Below are 22,319 nucleotides of genomic sequence, written 5' to 3' on the forward strand. Positions count from 1 at the left end.
TACTGTGGCACAGATACCAATAATCGGATTTTTACCGTTCCGGTCTTTGCTTGAAGGTCAAGCGCGACAACTTACATGCCGGCGTCGTGCCTACACTCACCGGTTTTTGATCGAGGTGCAGGCTCGATCGGCTCAACCAACAGATCACCGAAAAAGTAGGCGGCAAATTGATGGCGATTGCTGAGGTTCGCCTTGGCGAATACGCCCGCGGCAATTGTCCGCACCGTCACATCATGCCACGCTAGCGAGTGAGCGCACTCTTCAAGGGTCAACCCTTTTATGAGAAGCATCGCCACTTCCGTTTCCGATGGCGTATATTTCCAGCGCTCGAACTGCAGCAGCATCGACTGCAACAACTGCCGCGTCGCCTGAATTGCCACCTCGTTTCGTTCCGCCATCACCTGCCCTCGTACCTTGGCTGCGCCAGGTAGCGCCTCAGAAACAGGTCGGTTTGGGCTGACACGACGACACCGTTTTCGAATCACGAACCAAAGGATCGCGAGGCCGCCCACTACCTACGCGACTGCGTCGGCGACGACATGAGCGTCCGGTGTTCGCGTTGCAAGGTGGTAGAAATCCCACGCCTGATAGGTCGAGATTGCCATCAGAAGTGCCGTCAGTCTCGACCGCATAGCAGCGAAGTCCTTGCGACTTTTTGGGGTTGACAACGAACACCCCGGATCTAAGCGCAGCGCGAAAGACAAGCACCTTCGAAAGAGGCTGCGCCTAAGAACATCTGATGGAAAGCGACTTCCTAGGCTTGAGCACTAAGGGTGATGAGGCCCGCTGACAACTGCGGGGCGTCAAGTTTACTATGCAGAACATTGCGGCGACATTGCCGAATGGTTACGCACCAACGCATCGAACCCGACGCCCGTTCTCCGAAGCACTTGGGTTACCATGAGCTAACGCTGACGCTTCGTCAGGCAACTTCTTCTGCCGCAAAGCACTCGACGGCGGACTGCGCCGTCATCATCTCGTAATCCCCCCGACAGGTGAGCGCCCTAGAATCCCGCTGTTCGCTCTCTGCTGGCCAAGTCGCCATCCTTCGGACTCCCGCGTGAATCGCATCCTCGGCTCGTGGGGCGTCAAGCGGCGCCGCGTGAACTGCTCCATGATCCAACATCACGACGGCGACGAACCACATCCGGCATCTATGTCGTTGCGCCCTGAGAGCATTTGACCAAGCGCGGTAGCAGTGGCCACCGCACACCTGGACGGGCAGTCTCTTGAAGCGACAGATTTTCATGGCTTTGACCATCGCACTCACGGTGGTCCTCTGGATGTCCACGCTATCCGTGCGTCCCCTCTATGAACCCGACGAGGGTCGTTACGCCGAGGTTCCGCGCGAGATGTTCGTCTCCGGCGATTGGGTCACGCCGCGGTTGAACGGCATCAAGTTCTTCGACAAGCCGCCCCTGCAGTATTGGGCGACCGCCAGCGCCTATACGCTCTTCGGGCCGTCCGAGTGGACAGCAAGGATCTGGAGTGCGCTTGTGGGACTGCTGGGCGCACTCGCCGCATGGTGGGCGGCGCGATCGCTCTATGACACGCGCATAGGCCTCGCCTCAGCGCTGGTGCTCATCGGCGCTCCCCTCTGGATTCTCGGCTCGAATCTGACAACAACAGACATTGGTGTCGGCGCACTGCTCGGCAGTGCCGCTCTCGTTTTCGCCGTGGCCTACCAGAATCGGGAACCTCGCTTATACCCCCTGATCTGGTTGTTGGTCGGTCTGGCATTTCTTGCCAAAGGCCTGATTGCCCTGGTACTGCCAGGAATCACGCTGCTGCTATACGGGGCGGTCACTCGACAATTTTCCGCATTTTTTAGCGCGAGATTCTGGCGCTGGAGCCTGCTTGCGGTGGCCATCACCATGCCTTGGTTTGTCGTGGTGTCCCAGCGCAACCCCGAATTTCTGAATTACTTCTTCATCCACGAACACTTCGCGAGATTCTCGTCCTCGGTTCACGAGCGGGACAAGCCATTCTGGTTCTTCCTGGCCGTTGGTGCGGCAGGCGTCCTGCCGTTCATGGGCTTGATTCCCCGTGCTATCGCACTCCGCTCTCGCAGCGCACAGGCAACGCCTGGCTTCGACGCACGACTGTTTCTGTCGCTGTGGGTAGTCGTTGTCATTGCCTTCTTTTCGATTTCGCGCTCGAAGCTGCCGCTCTATATCCTGCCCGCCTTACCACCGGTGGCCGTCTTGCTCGCGTACAGATCCATGACTGCAGCCCGCCCCACACTGGCGGCAAGCTTTCTTGCCATGCCTGTGCTCGGCGTTGCCATCGCCGTGCTGCTATGGCATCCGACAATGTCGAATGCGGTACTGAAGCTCAATATCAGCAATCCGGCCTCATTGCATACCTGGGGCGCCATCACGATGGGCATTCTGGTCATCGGTGGCTTCCTGGCCTTTGGGATCGCCCTGCGCGGCCACAGGCTCTGCGCGGTTGCCGTCGCTTCGCTGGCGACGCTGGCCAGCCTTCAGGCTGGCTTGATGGCGTCTCGGGCGTTTGGGTCCCTCTCCATCAAACCACTTGGCTTGGAAGCCAAGGCGGCGTCCCGCGACAACACACAACTGTTCAACGTGGGCCAGATTGACCGAGGTCTGGCGTTTTACGCCGAACGAGAACCGATCATTGTCGGGGCCAGATCCGAGCTGGATCTCGGCTTCTCGGTCGAGCCCGACAAGTGGATTGCTAATGAAGAAGCTTTTGCGCAGCGATGGCTGACCCCTGGTCACAAGCTCGCGGTCATGCGGCACGAGACGTTTCATCGACTGAGACCGCTGCTCGGCGGCAACACAACTGTGATCGGACGACATGGCGTCAACGTTCTGGTGCAAAAACCATGAACATCCCATCACGATTTGTACGGTTTCTGGGCGCGGGGGCGACGGCAACCGCTACACACTACGCAACACTGATCACGCTGGTCGGTTTCGGGGTTGCAGCGCTACCGGCGTCTGCCGCCGGCAGTGTTGCAGGCCTTCTGACGCACTACTGCATCAGCAGCCGATGGGTGTTCACACCAGTCCGACCACAACGCGCCACTTTCGGACGGTTCATTCTCGTTTCCGCGCTGGCGTTCTTTCTTAACTCACTTCTGATGTGGGCTGGACTAGCATTGGGGCTTCACTACCTGGTTGCTCAAATCCTCTCGACAATTTTCGTCATGTTGGTCAACTACGTACTCCATGCAAATTGGACGTTCATGAATGGAGCGATGCGATGAATGCCGCCAGCCTGCTGCCAGAGAAGATCTCGGTCGTCGTACCGCTCTTCAATGAAGAAGCTGTCCTGCCACAGTTTCACTTTCGGCTTCTCCGCGTGATGGATGGATTGGCATCGGACTACGAGATTATCTACGTGGACGATGGCAGCCGCGATCGATCACTGGCGGTTGCACACAATCTCAAGGCGGCCGAAGCGCGCGTCGGCATTGTCGAGCTGAGTCGCAACTTCGGCAAGGAAGCCGCGCTAACGGCGGGCCTCGACGTGGCAAGCGGCGACGCCGTTGTGATCATCGACGCCGATCTGCAGGATCCGCCCGAACTGATTCCGTCGTTGATCGAGAAATGGCGCGAGGGGTTCGACGTGGTGTACGCCACGCGCACTTCCCGGGATGGCGAATCGTTCCTCAAGAAGTTCACCGCGCACTGGTTTTACCGCCTGATGGGCAAGCTCAGCGATACGGAGATTCCGGCCGACACCGGCGACTTCCGCGTCATGAGCCGTCGTGCCGTTGCCGCACTCGGACAACTCCGGGAGCAGCACCGCTTCATGAAGGGGCTGTATGCCTGGATAGGATTCCGGCAGACGGCCGTCTTGTATCGGCGTGACGCGCGGGCATCCGGGACGACCAAGTTCAACTACCGCAAGCTGTTGCGTTTTGCCGTGGATGGCATCACTGCCTTTTCCACCGTGCCGCTCAAGTTTGCAACCTCGATCGGCCTGCTTGTTGCCGTTCCCGCCTTTGGCATGGCCGCCTTCATCGTTGGCAAGACGCTGCTCTACGGCGACCCCGTACACGGCTACCCATCCATGATGACCGCCCTGCTTCTGCTGGGCGGCCTGCAACTGGTTTTCCTAGGCGTGCTCGGGGAATATGTTGGGCGTCTGTTCAATGAAGTCAAGCGGCGGCCGGTGTATCTGGTGGCAAGCTATACGGCGCCGATCGGCCCCGGCACCCCCACCGCTGAGCCGGGGCAGGTGGCCGCAGCGACACGGGGTGGCACCCCGCCTGCAGCAATCTTTCACGCACCCGGATGCCCGGAAGGCAAAGCTCCTGGCCTCCCCGAGGCTCCTCAGCGGGATGCCATCCTCACGGAAACCCTTGCGCCAAGCCGATAGACAGCCCGCCTTCCATGCGCTCTCACGACATGGCCAGCAACTATCGGGATCATGACGTTTTCGAAAGAAAGAGCCTCGTATTCAACTTATTCCGTTCTTCGCATCCACCGACCATTGACCCTGTAGTCACTACAGACTATTTACTACAGGCATTGGCTGACGCGTAGCAGCGCAAGTCGTCGCAGCACCCGACACCACGGGGCCGCAGCGACGATCCATCCACTTAGGAGGAATGATGGGTTTCTTGGAAAGGCTCATGGGCCGTCACAGCGGCGGTCATCACGGCGGCGGAAGTGAGCACGGTCGTCGAGGAGGTCATCATGATGGTGGCGGCAGCTACGGCTATGGGAATCCTTTGCCACCACAAAGCCCCGCCGGCGTCCACTGCCCCAACTGCGGCACGGTGAGCGCCCAGGGCGCGCGCTTCTGCCAGCAATGCGGCAGTTCACTGGCTCCGGCGCCGTGCAGTCGATGCGGCACCTTACTCCCACGCGACGCAAAGTTCTGTGGAAGTTGCGGCAATGCCGCCAAATGAGTCGGCGGCCATAGCTGCCGCCGCATCTGGCATCGCCATCATTGCGGCCGGGGCCCGTCATGGGGATTTGTCGCGATAGGCTAGCAGTCGAAGCGCATTGAACACGACGATCAGCGTCGACCCCTCATGCATGGCCACGGCGGGCCCGATACCGAGGCCGAGGATCGTGGCTGGCAGAAGGAACGCCACGACGCCGAGGCTGATATACACGTTCTGAAGGATGATGGCCCGCGTATGTCGGCTTAAACCGACCACAAAAGGCAGGTGTTGGAGGTCGTCGGCCATCAGCGCAACATCCGCCGTTTCCAGTGCCACATCTGAACCTGCCGCACCCATTGCGATGCCCACCGTGGCGTTGGCCATTGCCGGCGCGTCGTTGACGCCGTCGCCGACCATGGCCACTTTGGCTTCCGCGCGCAACGTCTGGATGGCTTTGACCTTGTCCTCAGGCATCAGATCGCCCCAGGCTTCATCGATACCTACGTCCTTGGCGACGGCTTCGGCTGCGCGCTGGTGATCGCCGGAGATCATGATCATGCGTGTGATACCCAGCCTGCGCAGTGCCTCGAGGGCAGCGCGCGCCGAGGCGCGCGGCGTGTCCATCAGCCCAATGGCGCCGAGGTCCCGATCTCCCTGCCTGACGATCATTGTCGTGCGGCCAGTGCTGCGCAGCGTCTGCACTGCGCTCGCCATCGATTCGCTAAGCGGTGCAATCCCGTCGGCGCCGAACATGTCAGGCTTGCCAATCCAGACGGTCTTACCGCACAACGTCGCCGTGACCCCGCGTCCGGTCAAGCTTTGGAGATGAGACGCTTCCGGGATGGAACTGCCTTCCAGGCGCTTGCGGCCATCGCGGGCAATGGCCGCAGCCAACGGGTGGTCGCTGAGCGACTCCACGGCGACCGCTACGCTCAACAATTCCGCTTCAGCTACTCCTTCGGCGACCATCACATCGGTAATACGGGGGCGCCCCTCCGTCAGCGTCCCCGTCTTATCGAATGCAATGGCTTTCAGTGAACCCAGGTTTTCGAGCGGCGCCCCGCCCTTGATCAGTACACCCCCTCTAGCGGCGCGCGCTACCCCCGACAGCACCGCGCTCGGTGTCGCGATGGCGAGCGCGCATGGGCTGGCGGCAACCAGCACCGCCATGGCGCGGTAGAAGGTCGCACTGAACGGCTCATTGATCACTAGCCCTGCAAACAGCAGCAATACCGCCAGCACAAGCACTGCAGGAACAAAGATCCGTTCGAACTTCTCAGTGAACCGCTGGCTCGGTGACTTTTGCGCTTCGGCCTCGTTGACCATCTTGACGACTTTCGCCAGGGCGCTGTCCGTGGAAAGGCGCGTCACTTCCACTTCAATGGCGCCGGCGCCATTGATGGTTCCGGCGAACACGCGGGACACGGCCCCTACGGCATCGGGCTTCCTCCTGGCTGCGGCGGCGTCATCCACGGGCTGCTTGTCGACCGGGATGCTTTCGCCAGTAACCGGCGCTTGATTGACTGCGGAAGCCCCCTTTACCAGAAAACCATCGGCGGGGAGGCGTTCGTTCGGCCGAACCACCACCACATCCCCCACCTGCAATTCCTCGACGGGGACCTCTCGTACCTCGCCTTCACGCCGCACACTTGCTGTAGCCGGTGCGAGCGCCGCCAACGCTTCGATCGCCCGCTTGGCGCGCCCCATGGCGTAGTGTTCGAGCCCGTGGCCGAGACTGAACAAAAAGAGAAGTAGCGCGCCTTCCGCCCAAGCGCCTAACGCCGCCGCCCCTGCGGCGGCTACCAGCATCAGTGTGTCGATTTCGAACTTCTTTAGCCGGAGGTTCTCTATCGCTTCCCGAACGGTATAGAAACCACCAAAAAAATACGCGCCGACAAAGAAGGCAACCGGAATCCATGCTGGCAGGCTGCCGAACAGCTTACCAACGGCAAATCCGAGACCAAGCAAGGCCCCACAGATCAGGGAGAAGATTAGCTCAGTATTCGGGCCAAACACGCTGCCGTGTGCGTGGGCCTCATGCCCCTCGCCTTCCCCATGTGCATGATCCTTGACGCCTTCGCGGTGTTCATGGTCTGCATGACCGCTCTTCCGGGCACCGATCTCAACCGGCGCGAGCCCGCGTTTTGACAGGGCCTGCTCGATCCCTGCCGCGGAGATCCGATCGTTGTCGAATTCGACGCGCGCTATGCCGGAGGCGCTGACTTCGGCCTCGATGACGCCGGGCAAGGCCCGCAGTTGGCTAGCTACGGTTCGCGCTCGTCGTTCGTGCCAGACGCCCTTCAATTGCCAAAGCACATGACCAAACCGCGACGAAATCACCGCACCCGTGCTTGTCACCAGCTCCCGGATGCGGGCAAGGGAAATCGCTGCGGGATCGTAGTGGACACATATCTGTGAATCGCTATCAACATTTGCAGTTTTTATATGCGCCGCCTCGACGCCCTCTTTCCCTCTCAGTTCGGACAGCAACCGTTCTACACAGGGATCAGAGGAATCGGGAAGGCCAGGAAGCAAGACAGGAATGTCCAGGCGCAGCTTTTCGGTCATTGTCGCGGGCTCCAGTCAGTCTGAATCGGCATTCACGCCGTTGCACACTATTAGCAACTAGTGTGCCCCGCATTGCAACAACAAAGCTCAACGAGTCAGCGCCCCAATGCCCCGCCGTAATGCGTTGGTAATGTGCCCGCAATCTGAGCGTACTATCTTGCGGATGACAGGATCCTCATGTCATCCGTCCAGGAACCATACAGATGATTAGCGCCGTCGCATGCTCTGCCTTGCTGGCCTACGCTTTGCCGGCTCCTGCGACCGGTGATCGACTCAGCGAGAAGCCGACCCAGTGGCACACCCTCGCCATTGGACATTCAGACACGGGATACGCCTCCCGCGACCAACGGGTTGCCTGGGCGGCCAACCCGCGACATCGCACAGCCAAACATCCGTCGAAGCAGGAATCCGCAGCGAGCACACCGGAGCCGTCTTCCAGAGACGCGTCCAGCGCTGTCGCCGCACCCAAGCCGCCCTGCCAGTAGTCGCGGTTTCCCCGCTAGGGCCGCATGTCCTGGTAGAGCTTGAGCATGTCCTTGTACTCGTCGGCAGTCTTTTGAATGGAGAACCGCATCCGCAGCGCGTTCTCTGCAAACGCCACACGCTCGACGTCCATCTCCACGGTGTTGCCGTCCATACTCGACTGCAGGGGGACGCGATACATCAGATCCTCTTCCAGCGCGGGCTTGCTTGCCTCGATGTGTCGCGGCGAAGTCATGGTCATGCCCGCAAAATTCTGGCCACTGCCCATCACCCTATCCAACTCGGCGCTGAAGTCGATATCGCGCGCCTTGTAGTTCGGCGTATCCGCATTTGCAATATTTGCAGACAGCAGCTCGAACCTCCGTGTGCGAAGTCGCAGCGCTTGCTCATGAACGCTGTCTTCGCTACGCGCCCATTTTGCGACGTATGGCGTGTCCATCCTTACTCTCCAACTAGATCGGAACCCGCAGCGTATTGCAAAGGCAGTCGATCTTGCTTCGAGAGAAGCGACCTCTTTTCGTGAGTTTCCCATTACCGGCCCGCAATGTTCGCGCGCACACAGGTTGACGCGTCCGCGCGAAAGCCATGTCAATCCACATAACCCCGGTACGTTCCACCTTGTCGTCATCACGCGACGAAGTGACCCCACGTAATTACTTCGCAATCTGACCGTCATCTGCAGATTTCTATACTCGCCCCCACCAAATTAATTTCGGGTCTTAATGAGGAGAATCCATGAAGATTAGTCGCATTGCCGTCGCATCCCTCGGTCTGTTCGCTACAACCGCATTCGCTCAATCGAGCGTCACGCTGTATGGTGTGGCCGACGCGGGTATCGAGTATCTGAGCAACGTCCCATCGGCTTCGCCCGGTGGCTCGAACCAGGTTCGCATGACCTCCGGCAACATGTCGACGTCGCGTTGGGGCCTGCGTGGCGTCGAAGACCTTGGCGGCGGTCTGAAAGCCATCTTCGAATTGGAAAGCGGCATTTCGTTCGACACCGGCGCACAGAACAACAGCACCCGTCTTTTTGATCGTAGTGCCTTCGTAGGATTGGGTAGCAAATATGGTCAACTGACGTTGGGTCGTCAAACGACACCAATGTATGACACCACGCTGCAACTCGACCCGATGGGCTTCGCGCCGCGCTACTCGCTCTTCAAGATGGATGACGTCTTGGCGGGTCGCGCTGACAATGCTATCAAGTACCGTGGCATCTTCAGTGGCCTGACGGTCACCGGCCTCTACAGCTTTAGCCGCACCGGCGGCGGCGAAGTGCCGGGGAACTACAAGGTCGATCGAAACATGGGCGTATCGCTCATGTATGAAACCGGCGCCCTCGCTGTCGGCGCGGTGTACGACGAGATCCAGGGCAGCACCGTCGCCACGGCCGACCGCAAGGACCGCCGCGCTCTAATTGGCGCGAGCTACGCTTTCGGACCGGCTAAGGCATTTATTGGTTATCGCTGGTACAACGGCAATGTCGGTGCGCTGCCGACGAACGGTTCTAACATTTACTGGGCCGGCCTGCGCTATGGCCTGACGCCCGCACTGACGCTGACCGGCGCCGCCTACTACACGGACAGCCGCAATTCTGGCGCAGACCCGTTCCTGTTCGTTGCCTCGGCAGATTACGCTTTCTCGAAGCGTACCGATGTGTATATGAACGTCGGTTATGCACTGAACCGCGGCAACTCGCAGCTGGGCATGAACGGCTACAACTCGACGACCGGCAGCCCGACCAACGTTGTCCCTGGCAAGGATCAGACCGGCGTCGTCGTAGGCGTACGCCACAAGTTCTGAGCGAGCTCAAAAGAATCGACACTTTCTTGTTAATTCAAGAGAGTTTGTGCCTCCCAACCGGGAGGCATTTTTTTATGACAGGATCGTAATACGCGGGTAATTCAGTGGAGCAGGTCCGGTAGCTAGACTGTGAACACGGTGAGCGATTAGAGACTCACAAACATTGACTCCGGAGAGATTCCATGAAGACGATTCACACTGCCCTGATTGCTGCTGCCCTCACGATTGCTGCCGCCGGCTCCGCCATCGCTGCTACCCCTGATGGCCAGATCCACCGTCCCCGCGACCCCTACACCGACGGCGGACGCGCCGCAGTCAACGACATTTACGCCGGCGGTGCACGCATCGACAAGCGCGACGTGTTCACCGACGGCGCACGCCTCGGCCAGCGTGACGTATTTACCGACGGCTCGCGTATTGGGCCGCGTGATGTGTTCACCGATGGCGCACGCGGAATTTGACGCAAGCCGTCCCTGAAACTCAGACCGACCTCTGTGGGGGAGCCAGGCACCCGTCAGTTGCTTGGCTCTTGGTGCTCTTTCGCTTTATCCCGATGGCGAAAGCTTCCGAAGCTTGCCCTCCCCGGAGGGCAAGCTTTTTTTCCCTCCATCGGCGTCAATCCGGTGCCGTTCATGATGCGGTGGCGCGTGCTACAACTTCCCATCGCCTCGTGTATTGCTAAGCGGCAGAACCGACGCCAATGACGATGAAAAAGGCCCCGCATTGTGCGGGGCCTGTAGTTCACCGGTTCAGCAACGTTCAGCCACCTGTGAAGAGGTCGCTTCTATCAATATAGACGCGCACGCCAGCGCTACCCGGCAGATCCGGCATCAACAAGCCAAGGTCCACACTCGTATCCCTGACCATCTGGGCGAAGGTCCATGCGACGATCTTCTCGCCGGCCCGAAACGCCACCGTCTCGCCAGAGTCCACGTTGACATACCGCATCCCTGGCTTCACGTCGATAATGCGACTGGCCTGAGATTGGCCGGCTGGATCGCCATACAAGGTCGCGTGACGCTTCGCCATCGCCTGCGCCGTCGCCGTCGACGCAGGCACGCCCGGTTTCAACCCGGTCATTTCCAAAGCATACGAAGCCGACATCCCACCCAACAGCAACGCCGCAAACAGCAAGGCGTGTTTCTTCGTTTTCATAGTCATCTCCTTTCTAGAGACTTCGTTGATCTATGAAAACGAGTGTATAAATTGTACGCATGCTGCAGCCTTGCCCGGCGATTACAAATAGGTAATCGGGCTCATTGCACCACTCTACCCAACGACTGGTCGGTCCTGACTCGGCCTACCCACCGAAACCCGCGCTGAGGCTTCAGCACCGTTGAGCGGGAAGCGCAATGTAAAGCGTGTCTTCCCATCCAAGCCGCTCACGGCTGACGCGTCGCCGCCATGGAGCTCCATGATCGACAGGACGATGGCCAGGCCCAGCCCCGTGGACTGTGACGAGTTGGATCTCGCCCTATCCCCACGGAAGAACCGATCAAAGATGAGGGAAAGTTCCCGCTCCGGGATTGGGTCTCCAACGTTCGTGATGTCGATGCAACAATGTGCCGCTTCGCGGCGCACCACCAGATCTATCATCGAATTCGGCCACGCATGACGGACCGCATTTGACAGAACATTGTTGATCGCACGCTGGAACAGAATGGCATCAGCGACCAGGGTGGCATCCCCGCTTACCCTGATTACGACGCTTCGCTCCTCTGCAAGCACCGAAAAGTAGGCGGACAACTTGCGAAGTTCTGCATTCAACTGGAGTTCCGTCAACTCGAGCGCCACATTGGCACTGTCAGCTCGCGCGAGGAACAACATCGCATCGATCATCCTCGCAAGTCGCTGGTATTCGACCAGGCTTTCCTCCACCAAGGCGACATACTCGGGCCCGGTGCGGTCTCGTGACAAGGCGACCTCGGCATGTCCAATGAGGTTGTTAAGCGGCGTGCGCAAATCATGGGCAAGATCGGCGGAGAACCGCGACAGCTTCTGATAACCATCCTCGAGGCGTTGCAGCATCGCATTGAACGTAGAGGCGATATCACGCACTTCGGTGGGCTTGGGTGGCATGTCCACCCGGTAGCTCAGCCGTTCCACACTGATCCGGTTGATCTGCTTGATAAGTACGTGCGCCGGCTCCAGCTCACGGCGCGTAATGGCCGCCCCCACCAGGGCCGTCAATATCACACCGACGGTGGTACCAAGCACGAGCGTCGTCCGGAATCGCGCAGTCACCTGCTTCCTGTCCTCGCCAGACTTCGCCACGAACACCGTCGCCCGCGTACCGTCTCGCCCCAACACCGCATCGGCGGACTGGAACATGAGCGATGACTTTCCCGTGACCGCCGCTTGGTCAGTGCCTTCCAGCAATGCATCGTTGCCCGTGCGAAACAAAAGCCGGCCATCCAGCGCCGTGACGCGAACGATGAGGTCCGAGTAACCTCGCACCAGATCATCGAAGCGATGCTGCGCCGCCGGGACGCCCTGCACCCCGTCCACCTCGCGCAAGAAATGCTCGACCTGTTCGAGTTTTCCCTTTACAACCTCATCGTCTCTGGCCTCGAGTTGCGCGGCGAGCGAGTAGTAAGCAAAGGCGCCCATGCTGGCCAGCGCGATAGACAGTACCAATGCAAAGAAGAGCCCAAGCCGCCTCGTCAGTGACAGCGGGGTTATCGAAGTCCCGGGCCTCATTCCGTCACCGGCCGCGCTCTGGGTCGAGGACATAGCCCATTCCCCGTACGGTATGGATCAGCTTTTGATCGAAGGGATCATCCACCTTGGATCTCAGGCGCCGGATCGCGACGTCAACGACATTGGTATCCGTGTCGAAGTTGACGTCCCAGACCTGGGACGCGATCGTGGTTCGCGACAGCACCTCCCCTCTCCGGCGCATGAGCAGGTGCAACAGCGAGAACTCCTGATTCGTCAATTCAATGCGGGTAGTTCCCCGGAATACCCGCCTTCCAAGCACGTCGATGTCCAGATCGGCAATGCGCAATCGCTCGGACTCCTTCGAGGTGCTTTGGCGCAAGCAACGCCGGATACGGGCAAGGAGCTCGGCAAAGGCGAAGGGCTTGACCAGGTAATCGTCTGCCCCCAACTCGAAGCCTCTGACACGATCCGCCACATCATCCAGCGCCGTCAGAAACAGTACGGGTGTCTCGGACTTGGATCGAATGGACTTGATGACCGTCCACCCGTCCATACCTGGCAGCATGACGTCCAGGATGATGACGTCGTAGTCGGTCTCTTCCGCCATGTGGAGCCCATCGCCACCATTGTTCGCGATGTCGACCACGAAACCCGACTCCGACAATCCCTTCTGCAAATACTCCGCAGTACGCGGTTCGTCTTCTACAACAAGTACCCGCACCTTAGTTTCCTCCTGCAGCAAGCGACTTCGATCCGACCAGTGCTGGCGATGCATTGAAATGCTGAGCTGCATCCGCTTGTTCGCATGGTGCCAGTTCGAACTGAATGGTCACGTGCGTGATATCGAATTTGTCAGCCAGCATCTGCTTCAATTCCGGTAGCACTTCCATTTCCGGGTTGACGGCCGTGTCATTCACGACATGAACCGTCAAGCTCGCCTTGCCGCTGGTAAGTGCCCAGATGTGGAGGTCATGGAAGCTTTTTACCCCGGGCGTCGCCAGAATTTGCTTCTCAACCTCTGCCAGATCCACGTCATCGGGTACGCCTTCGAGCAGCACATTCAGGCTCGACTTCAGCAGGATCCAAGTGCGAGGCAGTACCCAGAGGCCGATCAGCACCGCAATGGCGGAGTCGACCCACGCCCAGCCCGTGAAGCGGATGATGATCGCATCGGCGATGACGCCAACCGACCCGAGCAGATCGCTCCAGACTTCCAGATAAGCACCCTTCACGTTCAGGCTGCTGCTTTGCCCGGAGGACAGCATGCGCATGCTGATGAGATTGATGATCAGGCCCAGCACAGCCACGACGAACATGCCGGTTGACTCAATCTGAGGTGGCGATTTCAGCCGCAGGTAGGCTTCGTACAGGATGTAGATAGCCACACCGAACAGCAGCAATGCGTTAAAGGCCGCGGCAAGAATCTCAAAACGGTAGTAGCCAAATGTCCGCTTCTTGTCCGCGGGTCGCTTGGCGATCGCAATAGCAGCCAGTGCGATGGCCAGTGCGACGGTGTCCGTGAGCATGTGCGCGGCGTCGGAGATCAACGCCAGGCTCTTCGTCATGACACCACCGACCACTTCGGCAATCAGGAACGTACCGGTCAGCGCAAGGGCGATCTTGAGCGATCGCTCGTTGCCACCGGGATGGTCGTGTGAGTGACCTGCGCCCATAGAAACTCCTATAAAAATTGGGCGGTACGATGACCGCCCAAGGATTTACGTCATGCAGGCTGGCGGCCTTGATCCGGTTGATGCGTCTGAGTGACTGGCTCGCGAGTATCTTCCGCGTCCTCATCCTTGCGGTGAGCAAGTCGATAGAGCACCGGCAACACCAGTAGGGTCAGCGCCGTGGACGACAAGATGCCACCGATTACCACCGTTGCGAGGGGACGTTGCACCTCAGCGCCCGTACCGGTGGCGATGGCCATCGGCACGAAACCCAGGGATGCCACCAGGGCCGTCATCAGCACCGGACGCAGTCGCGTCAGGGCGCCAACTCGGACCGCGCTGTCGAGGGAATGCCCTTCTTCGCGCAGCGATCGGATAAACGACAGCATCACCAGACCATTGAGCACCGCCACCCCGCACAGCGCGATGAAGCCCACCGCTGCAGTAATGGACATCGGAATGCCGCGTATCCACAGGGCAAGAATCCCGCCAGTCAGCGCAAAGGGAATGCCCGTGAAGACTAGCAAGCCATCCTTGATGTTGTTGAACATCGCAAACAACAGTACGAAGACCAGCAACAGCGCCACCGGCACTACCACCTGCAGGCGGGTGGTGGCGGACTGCAGTTGCTCAAAGGTGCCACCCCATGTCATCCAGTAGCCAGCCGGGATCTTGACCTGGCTTTGGATAGCCGCTTCCGCCTCGGGCACGAATGAACCAATATCACGTCCACGAACGTTGGCACTGATCACGATGCGGCGCTTGCCGTTCTCGCGCGAGATCTGGTTCGGGCCGGGCGCCATTTCCAGCGTCGCCACCTCGCTCAATGGGATAAACGTCGTTCTCGCGTCCACTCCTTTTGGCAACGGAATCGGCAATCGGCGCAGAGCCTCGACCTCGCCGCGCACAGCTTCGGGCAGGCGGACCACGATATCGAAACGACGATCGCCCTGGAAGAAGGTTCCGGAATCACGGCCTCCGACGCCCGTTGCCACCGCGTCTTGCACGTCGCTCATGTTAAGCCCGTATCGCGCCGCCTTCTCCCGATCGATCTTGACCGTCAGCATCGGCAAGCCGGTGGTCTGTTCTACCTTCACCTCCTGCGCGCCGGGGATGCCCTGCAGCACGGCCGATACCTTCTTCGCCGTCTCGCTGAGCACGTTGTTGTCATCGCCGAAGATCTTGACTGCGACGTCCGAGCGGACCCCGGAGATCAGCTCGTTGAACCGCAGCTGGATCGGTTGGGAGAACTCGTAGTTGTTCCCGGGGATCTTGCCGGCTTCCTCCTGGATGGCGGACAGCAGTTCGGCATGTGTTTTCTTCGGCTCTGGCCAATCCTTCTCAGGCTTGAGCATGATGTAGCCATCCGAAATATTCGGCGGCATCGGATCGGATGCAATCTCCGCCGTACCTGTCCGCGCAAACACGCGCTCGATTTCGGGGAATTTTGCCTTGAGGGTCGTCTCGATCGTCTTCTGCATCTCCACGGACTGCGACAGGCTCGTGCCAGGAATGCGCAGCGCCTGGATGGCAATGTCGCCTTCGTTCAGATTGGGGATGAACTCGCTGCCCAGGCGGGCCGCAATGGCCACGCACAGAACAATTGACACCGCGGCAAACGTCAATACAACGGCCGTGTTCGCGAGCGACTTTTCCAGCAGCGGCTCGTAGCGACGCTTCGCCCAGAGCATGAGACGATTTTCTTTCTCGGCCACCCGTTCGCCGATGAACAAGGCGACCGCAGCCGGAACGAACGTCACGGACAGAATCATCGCGCCCAGCAGCGCCAGGACGACCGTGAACGCCATCGGGTGGAACATCTTGCCTTCCACCCCCGTCAGCGCAAAGATCGGCAGGTAGACGATCATAATGATGAGCTGACCGAAGATCAGTGGGCGACGCGCCTCCTTCGCTGCGGCAAACACCTCATGGAACCGCTCGGAGCGCGTCAATGGCCGGCCATGGTGTTCCTGCGCATGCGCCAGTCGCCTCACACAGTTTTCGACAATCACCACCGCGCCATCGATGATGATGCCGAAGTCGAGCGCGCCCAAGCTCATCAGGTTCGCACTGATCTTGTAGTTCACCATCCCCGTGAAGGTGAACAACATCGCCAGCGGAATGATCGTCGCGGTAATCAGCGCCGCGCGGATGTTACCCAGGAAAAGGAACAGAATTACGATGACGAGCACCGCGCCTTCAAGAAGGTTCTTCTTGACGGTCGCAATGGCCTTGTCGACCAGACGTGTCCGGTCGTATACCGTTACGATCTTCACACCTTCCGGCATCGTACGGTTAATGGAAGCGACCTTTTCATCGACCGCTTTTGACACAGCCCGGCTGTTTTCGCCGATGAGCATGAATACCGTGCCCAGCACAACTTCCTTGCCATTCTCGGTTGCCGCACCGGTACGCAGTTCCTTGCCAATCTCCACATCCCCGATGTCGCGAATGCGGATCGGCTGCCCCTGCGCTGTACCGACAATAATGTTGCGGATGTCGTCTTCGGACGCAACCTGACCCGGCGCACGAACCAGATACTGCTCGCCCCTACGCTCGATGTAGCCCGCACCCACGTTGTCGTTGTTCTTGTTCAGCGCATTGACGACGTCGGTCAGCGTCAGCCCGTACGACGCTAGCCGTTCAAGACTCGGCGCGACCAGGTACTGCTTGTTGAAACCACCGATAGTATTGATCTCGGTGACACCGGGCACGTTACGCAGTTGCGGCCGTACCACCCAATCCTGGATTTCGCGCAAATCTGTCGGCGTATAGGCAGTCCCGTCAGCTTTGCGAGCACCCTCTTCGGCTTCAACGGTCCATAGATAGATCTCCCCGAGGCCGGTCGAAATAGGCCCCATCGCCGGCACAACGCCTTCAGGCAGATTGTCCTTGGCTTCCTGGATGCGCTGGTTGACGAGTTGGCGCGCGAAATAGACGTCCGTGCCATCCTTGAAGATGACCGTCACCTGCGACAAGCCATAGCGGGACAGGGAACGCGTCTGTTCGAGTCCCGGCAGGCCGGCCATCACGACCTCGATCGGATACGTAACACGCTGTTCGGTTTCGAGCGGTGAATAGCCTGGTGCCGAGGTATTGACCTGAACCTGAACGTTGGTAATGTCAGGGACCGCGTCGATCGGTAGTCGGTTGTAGCTGAAAATCCCTAACCCGGCCATTCCAAACACGGCGAGCAGGACCAGCCATCGCTGCTGGATGGCGAAACTAATGATACGTTCAAACATTGCTGTTTCCCCCGTATCAATGGCCGTGTTCGGCGCTGGATTTGCCAAGTTCGGCCTTCAGAACAAAACTGTTGGCGGCGGCGTAACGTGCGCCCGGCTTCAGGCCCTCGACAATCTCGATGACCTTGCCGTTTGTCCGGCCGACCTTCACCGGCTGCGGCACGAATCCACCTTGAACCGCGACAAAGACTACGCTCTCGCCATTGACGTCCTGGACGGCCTCGGTCTTCACCGCAACGGGCACCTCGACATCAGCACCGAATACGTCGACCGTGACGAAGAGACCCGGTCGCCAAGCCATCTGTGGATTGGTCAATGTTACGCGGGCCTTCGCCGTCCGCGTCTGCTCGCCCAGCAGCGAACCCACGTATGAAACGGTGCCATCTGCCTTCACATCGGACGATGCCGAATTGATCGACGCCTTTTCGCCGATGCGCACCCGCTCGACATCCTTGGCAGACACCACGAACTCGGCCCAGACGGACGACAGATCCGACAGCGTGAACACGTTGGCGTTGTCCGCCACCGCTTCCCCAAGCGAGATATGCTTTTCAACGATCATGCCGTCGAACGGTGCGCGCAGCTCGTAGCGATTGAGTGCCGTCGAGCTGTTGCTGGCGCCAATGGCGGTCAGCTTCTGCTGCGCGTTCTGGACACTGATCTGCGCTTCCTGCAGCGCGTTGCGGGCGCTCAGATAATCTTGCTCCGCAGAGATCTTCTGTTCCCAGAGCTTCTTCTCGCGGTCATAAGTGACACGCGCCAGATCCAGACGTTTCTGTGCTGCGAGCAGTTCGCTGCGCTGGTCAGAAAGTCCGGTGCTCGCGATGACCGCGAGAACCTGTCCCTTCTTAACCTGTTGCCCAATATTGGCCGGAACGCTCTCTACGACGCCAGCCAGTCGCGGCACCACGTGGGCTGTCTTGTCTTCGTTGAAACGGATTTCGCCGGGGAACTGGACGCCAGCCTGGACCTTTGCCGAGCCCGCGGTTTGAACCACTACCCCTGTCTTGGCCAGCTGGTCCGCTGTCAACTCAATCTTGCCTTCCTCTTTCGAGAGCCGCACGGCGAGTGGCGAAGACGAACCGGGCAAGGTCACATTTGCGGTCACGTCAAAGACATGGGGCTCGGCAACTGGCTGTTGGCTTTCCAGCGCGTCGCCAGACACCACGAACTTGAGCGCTTGAGACTCGCCCGTAGCCCGCACGAGCTGGCCTGTCGCTGCCACGCCATTTGCCACCGCCTTCCCAGACTTGCTAACCCAGAGCCGAATACGGGCCTCGCCCTTGGATTCGGCCGTGCCAATTTCGACGTCATAGCCATCACGCGAAAAGAGCGCGCCACCATTGGGGCCCTTCTTGACCTCGTGATGCTCGCCGTCGCCGTGTGACTTGTCATCCTTGTGGTCGGCTTCCGCCGCCTGCTTGCCATGGTGCTCGGTGTCGCCATGCCCCTTGGATTCCGAGTGCCCACCCTGCTCTTCCGGCGCAGAGCGCCCGCTCAGCAGAACGCCACCAGTCGCGACGCCGCCCACCAGTACGATGGCCGCAATGGCAGCCTTTTGTTTGTTCGAAATAGCCATGTTTTATGAATCCCGTCTTAACGTCCCAGAATGCGATCGATCGTGGTCGCCGCCTGATAGGTTTGTCCAAGCACGCCGAGATAGCGGATGCGTGCCTGGAACAGCGTGCGCTGGGCATCCAGGACGTCCAGATAATTGAACTTGCCGGCCTCGAAGCCAATGGTCGCCGCGTTGAAGGCTTGCTCGGCGCCTGGCAAGACGGTCTGCTTCAGCGTTTGTGCCGAGGCGCGCGATACCGACAGCTGGTTCGATGCCATCAGGAGATTTCGGGTCAGGCTGATGCGATTGGCCAGATATTCATCCTGGGCCTTGTCCGCCTGGCGAATGGCCGAATACAAGTTGCCCTGATTCCGGTCAAAAATCGGCAACGGGATCGCCACACCGATCACCGCCATGTTGCGGTTGGCTTCTGTATCTCGCTTGGCACCCAGACTGACTGTCAGATCCGGATACTGGCGGCTGCGCTCAACGCCCACCAATGCCTGGCGGCGGTCAAGTTCAGCGCGGCTTGCGGCCACCAGCGGTGAGTTTTCCAGCTCCTTCAGAAGGAGTTCAGGCGCCGGCCTGGATGGCAGCGCGTCCAGATTGCCCTGTGCTTCGGTAAACTGCGGCGATGCATTGCCCCACAACGCCGTCAACGCCTGACGGGCGGACTGCAGGCTCGCCGTTGCTTCGGCCAATTCAAGTTCGGCGTTGGCCTGTTCGACACGTGCCTTAGTTTCGTCAACCGGGGAGATCTTGCCGGCCGCGACGCGGCGTGAAGCGGCTTGCGCGCCCCTCGCAGCGATATCCGCGGAGCCAGTTGCCAGCTTGACGCGTTCCTGTGCGATCAAGACGGAAAAAAAGCTCTCGATTACCTGCGCCCGAATGTCACCGCGAACGCCAGCCAGCGTTGCCTGCGCCAGTTCGCGCGTCCTTTCCGCGGCATTGATACGAGCCGAGCGCTTGCCGCCCAGTTCGATGGGGATATTCATCTGGGCGGTGGATGTACGGGTGGATTTCCGCGTGTCCTCGACCAGCGTCTGGAGTTCCGGGTTCGGAATAACCCGGGCCTGCATGATCCCACCTTCTGTGGAATCGAGTTCCTTGGCGGCGGCGGACAGGTTGAAATTGCTTCCTGCCGCCAGCGACAACGCGGCCTCGAGGGTCAACGGTCCCGCCGCTTCCCTTGGGAAGACGGGCACCATGGACGTGCCGGTGTCAGATTGCGCTACGGCAAAGTTTGGGCTGAGAAATGCTACCGCCAGCCCGAGCGGCAGAAATAGTCTTCGCATCGAATTGCACCAAGGTATGTGACCAGGAGAATTCGGCGAGAGACGAAAGGAGAAAAAGAGTCGTCGTCTCGCCGATCAAGCGAGACGCTGCCACTGAGGACGGTCGGGAGCCCTGGCATTCAGAGACGAGAACTCGGACGCATGTTGAGTATCGGTCACTTCTACCCGATTCGCTATCAACACGTCCTGCGTCTGTCCATAGACGAACGGGAGGGAGACCAGATGGCATACCCCGCAGTCTGTATCCACGAATGGCTTTTTCTCGGCATCCGTTTTACCTTCCGGCTGCTGATGACGATGCTCGTGGTGCCCAAGGTGCCAAGTGGCCGTGGCTTTCTCGTGCTGACAATAGCGTGCCGCTGCCGCCCAGGAAAACTGGAACGGCAAAATGAGCAGCACGAAGATCAGAACGAAACGTCGCATTCCTTGGGAGACTGTGCGGGGGGCTTGGGGTTGAAGTACTAACGGCTGGGCCGTCGCCGAAGTTTACATGAATCCTCGATCACCAGCATTAAGAGCAGATTACGATTATCGCTTTCGCCTGCTCGTTTTGGGGTGCCGCTTTCGCCCCTCATCAGTCTTACGCTTGGGGGCGGGCCCATGCTTCCACCGCAAATAGACAGCGAACCCCACATACAGGACGATCAGGCCGACCAGCATCACGAGCATGCTCTCGACAACAGAATCGGAGACGTGAGCGTAGTGCATGGCTGTACGTGTATGCGGAGTTGCCCGCATCAGGCAAGCGTCACGACCGCCCGGAGGACGCCGGCGTCATGGAACAAATCAAACGACTCCACGACCACCGACAGGCCGAGAAACCAGACCGAGTCCGCAATATTGCGTTGAAAGGAAGACACATGGACCGTCCATGTCGACTCCCCCCTATACAGCGACAGACGGGGAAAGAACGCTGGTGTACGGCGTGCGTATTCGGCGAATTCCGGGAAGGCGGAAGCCAGAAAGCGGTCTTCCGTCCGGATGACAGCCGGGTACATCAGCGCAAATGCGAGCGCCAGGACTGCGGTAACCGCCAGCGACTCGGTCATCGCCCCTAGTCCGATAATGCCTAGCAAGTTGCAGACATAGAGCGGATGGCGACACAGTGAATATGGACCCGAGGTCACCAAGGTATTGTTCTTGCGCCCGGAAATGTACAACGCGCACCAGAGCCGCCCGACCGTGGCCAGGCTCACCCCCAACATCCCCAGCGTCAGCAGCAGCGGCGACACCCAGGTACCGTCCCAGCGAGAATGGCCAAAGACCAGACTTGCCAGGACAAACGTTACGACAACACGCCAAACGCCGATGCGGTGGCGTGTCAGGAAATTGTCCAGCGCCCTCGAGAGACCAGCGGGTTGGGACGGGGAGATTGAAGAATCGGTCATGCGGTTCGGGGGCTGGAGGAGAATGTCGCGCACTTCGAGTGGACACACTGGCGCGAAAACGAGCACTAATGGCCGGCATTCTAAGGTTGCCCTTCCGTTGTCAGGCTTTATTGCCGAAATGTAATACGTTGTTAATCTTGCCCCCGGGCCAGCGAATCCGGTTGTGTCATAGCTCGGCAATCTGACAGTCATCTTCTGCGACATAGACTGTCTTGGCCATTTTCAGGACACACCCAGAGACGCTCCGCAATGAACGACATCATCCGCACATTGAGCTCGGAATTCTCCGATCTCGCTAATGCTGCCGAGGCAGTACGTGCCGTCGTTCGAATGACCGTCTCTATCGTTTTGGGGGGCTTGCTGGGGTACGAGCGGGAGAGCTCGGGAAAATCCGCAGGCGTGCGCACTCACATGCTCGTCGCGCTGGGGGCATGCGTTTTTGTCGTGGTTCCCCTCCAGGCGGGCGTGCAGCTTGCCGACATGAGCCGCGTGCTTCAGGGTCTCACGTCAGGCATCGGATTCCTTTGTGCAGGGGCGATCCTGAAGCCGGACAATGAGACACACGTCAGGGGGCTCACAACTGCCGCGAGCATCTGGATTGCTGCCGCGATCGGCGTGGCCGCCGGCATGGGCCATGCGGTGACGGCCATCGTCGCGACTGCCTTCGCACTCATCGTGCTCAGAATCCTTCAAATGTCGAAGAAGTAAGACTCCCACTGCTCCCAAGCCACGTGCAGCGCGAATGCGCCAACTTCAGGTTCGGCCAGCATTTCCCAAACGT

The 22,319-nt window shown here is 59.5% G+C and carries 19 protein-coding genes; 7 read left to right on the forward strand and 12 right to left on the reverse strand.

The features are described 5' to 3' along the window. Nucleotides 1-71: 71 nt before the first annotated feature. On the reverse strand, nucleotides 72-398 hold the full coding sequence (locus F1599_RS25145; RefSeq protein WP_049768032.1) for a helix-turn-helix transcriptional regulator: 327 nt from the start codon (nucleotides 396-398) through the stop codon (nucleotides 72-74). A gap of 849 nt (nucleotides 399-1,247) precedes the next feature. Here F1599_RS25145 and F1599_RS25150 point away from each other — a divergent pair. The 4 genes from F1599_RS25150 to F1599_RS25165 all read left to right on the forward strand — a co-directional run bounded on the left by F1599_RS25150 (nucleotide 1,248) and on the right by F1599_RS25165 (nucleotide 4,888). Then, entirely contained in the window at nucleotides 1,248-2,855 is a 1,608-nt protein-coding gene (locus tag F1599_RS25150) for a glycosyltransferase family 39 protein (RefSeq protein ID WP_008650720.1), read from the forward strand. Then, a complete protein-coding gene (locus tag F1599_RS25155) occupies nucleotides 2,852-3,235 on the forward strand; it encodes a GtrA family protein (RefSeq protein WP_008650722.1) in 384 nt (127 codons plus the stop codon). The genes F1599_RS25150 and F1599_RS25155 overlap by 4 nt, the downstream gene beginning before the upstream one ends. Beyond that, nucleotides 3,232-4,353, forward strand: a complete 1,122-nt coding sequence (locus tag F1599_RS25160; RefSeq protein ID WP_008650723.1) for a glycosyltransferase family 2 protein — start codon at nucleotides 3,232-3,234, stop codon at nucleotides 4,351-4,353. Before F1599_RS25155 ends, F1599_RS25160 begins: the two co-directional genes overlap by 4 nt. Nucleotides 4,354-4,609: 256 nt before the next feature. Continuing rightward, the gene (locus F1599_RS25165; protein ID WP_223277440.1) at nucleotides 4,610-4,888 is read left to right on the forward strand and encodes a zinc ribbon domain-containing protein; all 279 of its coding nucleotides are present in this window, start codon (nucleotides 4,610-4,612) and stop codon (nucleotides 4,886-4,888) included. A gap of 57 nt (nucleotides 4,889-4,945) precedes the next feature. Here the strand turns inward: F1599_RS25165 and F1599_RS25170 are convergent, their stop codons facing one another. Both F1599_RS25170 and flgB read right to left on the reverse strand, forming a co-directional pair. Continuing rightward, complete coding sequence (locus tag F1599_RS25170; protein ID WP_011514822.1) at nucleotides 4,946-7,435, reverse strand: heavy metal translocating P-type ATPase; 2,490 nt, start codon at nucleotides 7,433-7,435, stop codon at nucleotides 4,946-4,948. A 499-nt stretch (nucleotides 7,436-7,934) separates the two neighbouring features. Then, a complete protein-coding gene (gene flgB, locus F1599_RS25175) occupies nucleotides 7,935-8,357 on the reverse strand; it encodes a flagellar basal body rod protein FlgB (RefSeq protein WP_008650726.1) in 423 nt (140 codons plus the stop codon). 296 nt (nucleotides 8,358-8,653) lie between these two features. Between flgB and F1599_RS25180 the strand changes: the two genes are divergently transcribed. Continuing rightward, on the forward strand, nucleotides 8,654-9,721 hold the full coding sequence (locus tag F1599_RS25180) for a porin (RefSeq protein WP_011229350.1): 1,068 nt from the start codon (nucleotides 8,654-8,656) through the stop codon (nucleotides 9,719-9,721). A gap of 182 nt (nucleotides 9,722-9,903) precedes the next feature. Continuing rightward, nucleotides 9,904-10,182 (forward strand): hypothetical protein, encoded by a 279-nt coding sequence (locus F1599_RS25185; RefSeq protein ID WP_008646716.1) that lies wholly within the window; start codon nucleotides 9,904-9,906, stop codon nucleotides 10,180-10,182. A gap of 298 nt (nucleotides 10,183-10,480) precedes the next feature. On the opposite strand, the gene czcE is transcribed toward F1599_RS25185, so the two are convergent. The 9 genes from czcE to czcN form a co-directional block, all read right to left on the reverse strand. After that, nucleotides 10,481-10,882 carry a copper-binding periplasmic protein CzcE gene (gene czcE, locus F1599_RS25190; protein ID WP_011514820.1) on the reverse strand — a complete coding sequence of 134 codons (402 nt, stop codon included), beginning with the start codon at nucleotides 10,880-10,882 and terminating at the stop codon, nucleotides 10,481-10,483. Between the two features lie 108 nt (nucleotides 10,883-10,990). Beyond that, on the reverse strand, nucleotides 10,991-12,421 hold the full coding sequence (gene czcS, locus F1599_RS25195) for a sensor histidine kinase CzcS (protein WP_150084886.1): 1,431 nt from the start codon (nucleotides 12,419-12,421) through the stop codon (nucleotides 10,991-10,993). Between the two features lie 4 nt (nucleotides 12,422-12,425). After that, nucleotides 12,426-13,103 (reverse strand): heavy metal homeostasis two-component system response regulator CzcR, encoded by a 678-nt coding sequence (czcR, locus tag F1599_RS25200; RefSeq protein ID WP_008646724.1) that lies wholly within the window; start codon nucleotides 13,101-13,103, stop codon nucleotides 12,426-12,428. 1 nt (nucleotide 13,104) lies between these two features. Then, nucleotides 13,105-14,055 (reverse strand): cation diffusion facilitator family transporter, encoded by a 951-nt coding sequence (locus F1599_RS25205; RefSeq protein ID WP_062739169.1) that lies wholly within the window; start codon nucleotides 14,053-14,055, stop codon nucleotides 13,105-13,107. Nucleotides 14,056-14,105: 50 nt separating this feature from the next. After that, nucleotides 14,106-17,297, reverse strand: a complete 3,192-nt coding sequence (czcA, locus tag F1599_RS25210) for a heavy metal efflux RND transporter CzcA (RefSeq protein ID WP_004635342.1) — start codon at nucleotides 17,295-17,297, stop codon at nucleotides 14,106-14,108. A 16-nt stretch (nucleotides 17,298-17,313) separates the two neighbouring features. Further along, nucleotides 17,314-18,876, reverse strand: a complete 1,563-nt coding sequence (czcB, locus tag F1599_RS25215; protein WP_004635340.1) for a heavy metal efflux RND transporter CzcB — start codon at nucleotides 18,874-18,876, stop codon at nucleotides 17,314-17,316. Between the two features lie 17 nt (nucleotides 18,877-18,893). Then, nucleotides 18,894-20,150, reverse strand: a complete 1,257-nt coding sequence (gene czcC, locus F1599_RS25220) for a heavy metal efflux RND transporter CzcC (protein WP_004635338.1) — start codon at nucleotides 20,148-20,150, stop codon at nucleotides 18,894-18,896. A gap of 75 nt (nucleotides 20,151-20,225) precedes the next feature. Then, nucleotides 20,226-20,573: a CDF family cobalt-zinc-cadmium transporter CzcI gene (gene czcI / locus F1599_RS25225; protein ID WP_137924345.1), complete on the reverse strand. Its 348-nt coding sequence runs from the start codon at nucleotides 20,571-20,573 to the stop codon at nucleotides 20,226-20,228. Nucleotides 20,574-20,887: 314 nt separating this feature from the next. After that, nucleotides 20,888-21,538 (reverse strand): heavy metal efflux RND transporter CzcN, encoded by a 651-nt coding sequence (gene czcN / locus F1599_RS25235; RefSeq protein ID WP_020206397.1) that lies wholly within the window; start codon nucleotides 21,536-21,538, stop codon nucleotides 20,888-20,890. A 249-nt stretch (nucleotides 21,539-21,787) separates the two neighbouring features. Between czcN and F1599_RS25240 the strand changes: the two genes are divergently transcribed. Continuing rightward, the gene (locus tag F1599_RS25240) at nucleotides 21,788-22,246 is read left to right on the forward strand and encodes an MgtC/SapB family protein (RefSeq protein ID WP_004635330.1); all 459 of its coding nucleotides are present in this window, start codon (nucleotides 21,788-21,790) and stop codon (nucleotides 22,244-22,246) included. Nucleotides 22,247-22,319: the final 73 nt, after the last annotated feature.

It is taken from the genome of Cupriavidus cauae (assembly GCF_008632125.1).
GTDB classification, from domain to species: domain Bacteria; phylum Pseudomonadota; class Gammaproteobacteria; order Burkholderiales; family Burkholderiaceae; genus Cupriavidus; species Cupriavidus cauae.

What these genes read in the sequence shown, in the direction of transcription:
- F1599_RS25145 (WP_049768032.1), bottom strand. Translation starts at nt 398, where the DNA reads ATGGCGGAACGAAACGAGGTGGCAATTCAGGCGACGCGGCAGTTGTTG.
- F1599_RS25150 (WP_008650720.1), top strand. Translation starts at nt 1,248, where the DNA reads ATGGCTTTGACCATCGCACTCACGGTGGTCCTCTGGATGTCCACGCTA.
- F1599_RS25155 (WP_008650722.1), top strand. Translation starts at nt 2,852, where the DNA reads ATGAACATCCCATCACGATTTGTACGGTTTCTGGGCGCGGGGGCGACG.
- F1599_RS25160 (WP_008650723.1), top strand. Translation starts at nt 3,232, where the DNA reads ATGAATGCCGCCAGCCTGCTGCCAGAGAAGATCTCGGTCGTCGTACCG.
- F1599_RS25165 (WP_223277440.1), top strand. Translation starts at nt 4,610, where the DNA reads ATGGGCCGTCACAGCGGCGGTCATCACGGCGGCGGAAGTGAGCACGGT.
- F1599_RS25170 (WP_011514822.1), bottom strand. Translation starts at nt 7,435, where the DNA reads ATGACCGAAAAGCTGCGCCTGGACATTCCTGTCTTGCTTCCTGGCCTT.
- flgB (WP_008650726.1), bottom strand. Translation starts at nt 8,357, where the DNA reads ATGGACACGCCATACGTCGCAAAATGGGCGCGTAGCGAAGACAGCGTT.
- F1599_RS25180 (WP_011229350.1), top strand. Translation starts at nt 8,654, where the DNA reads ATGAAGATTAGTCGCATTGCCGTCGCATCCCTCGGTCTGTTCGCTACA.
- F1599_RS25185 (WP_008646716.1), top strand. Translation starts at nt 9,904, where the DNA reads ATGAAGACGATTCACACTGCCCTGATTGCTGCTGCCCTCACGATTGCT.
- czcE (WP_011514820.1), bottom strand. Translation starts at nt 10,882, where the DNA reads ATGACTATGAAAACGAAGAAACACGCCTTGCTGTTTGCGGCGTTGCTG.
- czcS (WP_150084886.1), bottom strand. Translation starts at nt 12,421, where the DNA reads ATGAGGCCCGGGACTTCGATAACCCCGCTGTCACTGACGAGGCGGCTT.
- F1599_RS25205 (WP_062739169.1), bottom strand. Translation starts at nt 14,055, where the DNA reads ATGGGCGCAGGTCACTCACACGACCATCCCGGTGGCAACGAGCGATCG.
- czcA (WP_004635342.1), bottom strand. Translation starts at nt 17,297, where the DNA reads ATGTTTGAACGTATCATTAGTTTCGCCATCCAGCAGCGATGGCTGGTC.
- czcB (WP_004635340.1), bottom strand. Translation starts at nt 18,876, where the DNA reads ATGGCTATTTCGAACAAACAAAAGGCTGCCATTGCGGCCATCGTACTG.
- czcC (WP_004635338.1), bottom strand. Translation starts at nt 20,150, where the DNA reads ATGCGAAGACTATTTCTGCCGCTCGGGCTGGCGGTAGCATTTCTCAGC.
- czcI (WP_137924345.1), bottom strand. Translation starts at nt 20,573, where the DNA reads ATGCGACGTTTCGTTCTGATCTTCGTGCTGCTCATTTTGCCGTTCCAG.
- czcN (WP_020206397.1), bottom strand. Translation starts at nt 21,538, where the DNA reads ATGACCGATTCTTCAATCTCCCCGTCCCAACCCGCTGGTCTCTCGAGG.
- F1599_RS25240 (WP_004635330.1), top strand. Translation starts at nt 21,788, where the DNA reads ATGAACGACATCATCCGCACATTGAGCTCGGAATTCTCCGATCTCGCT.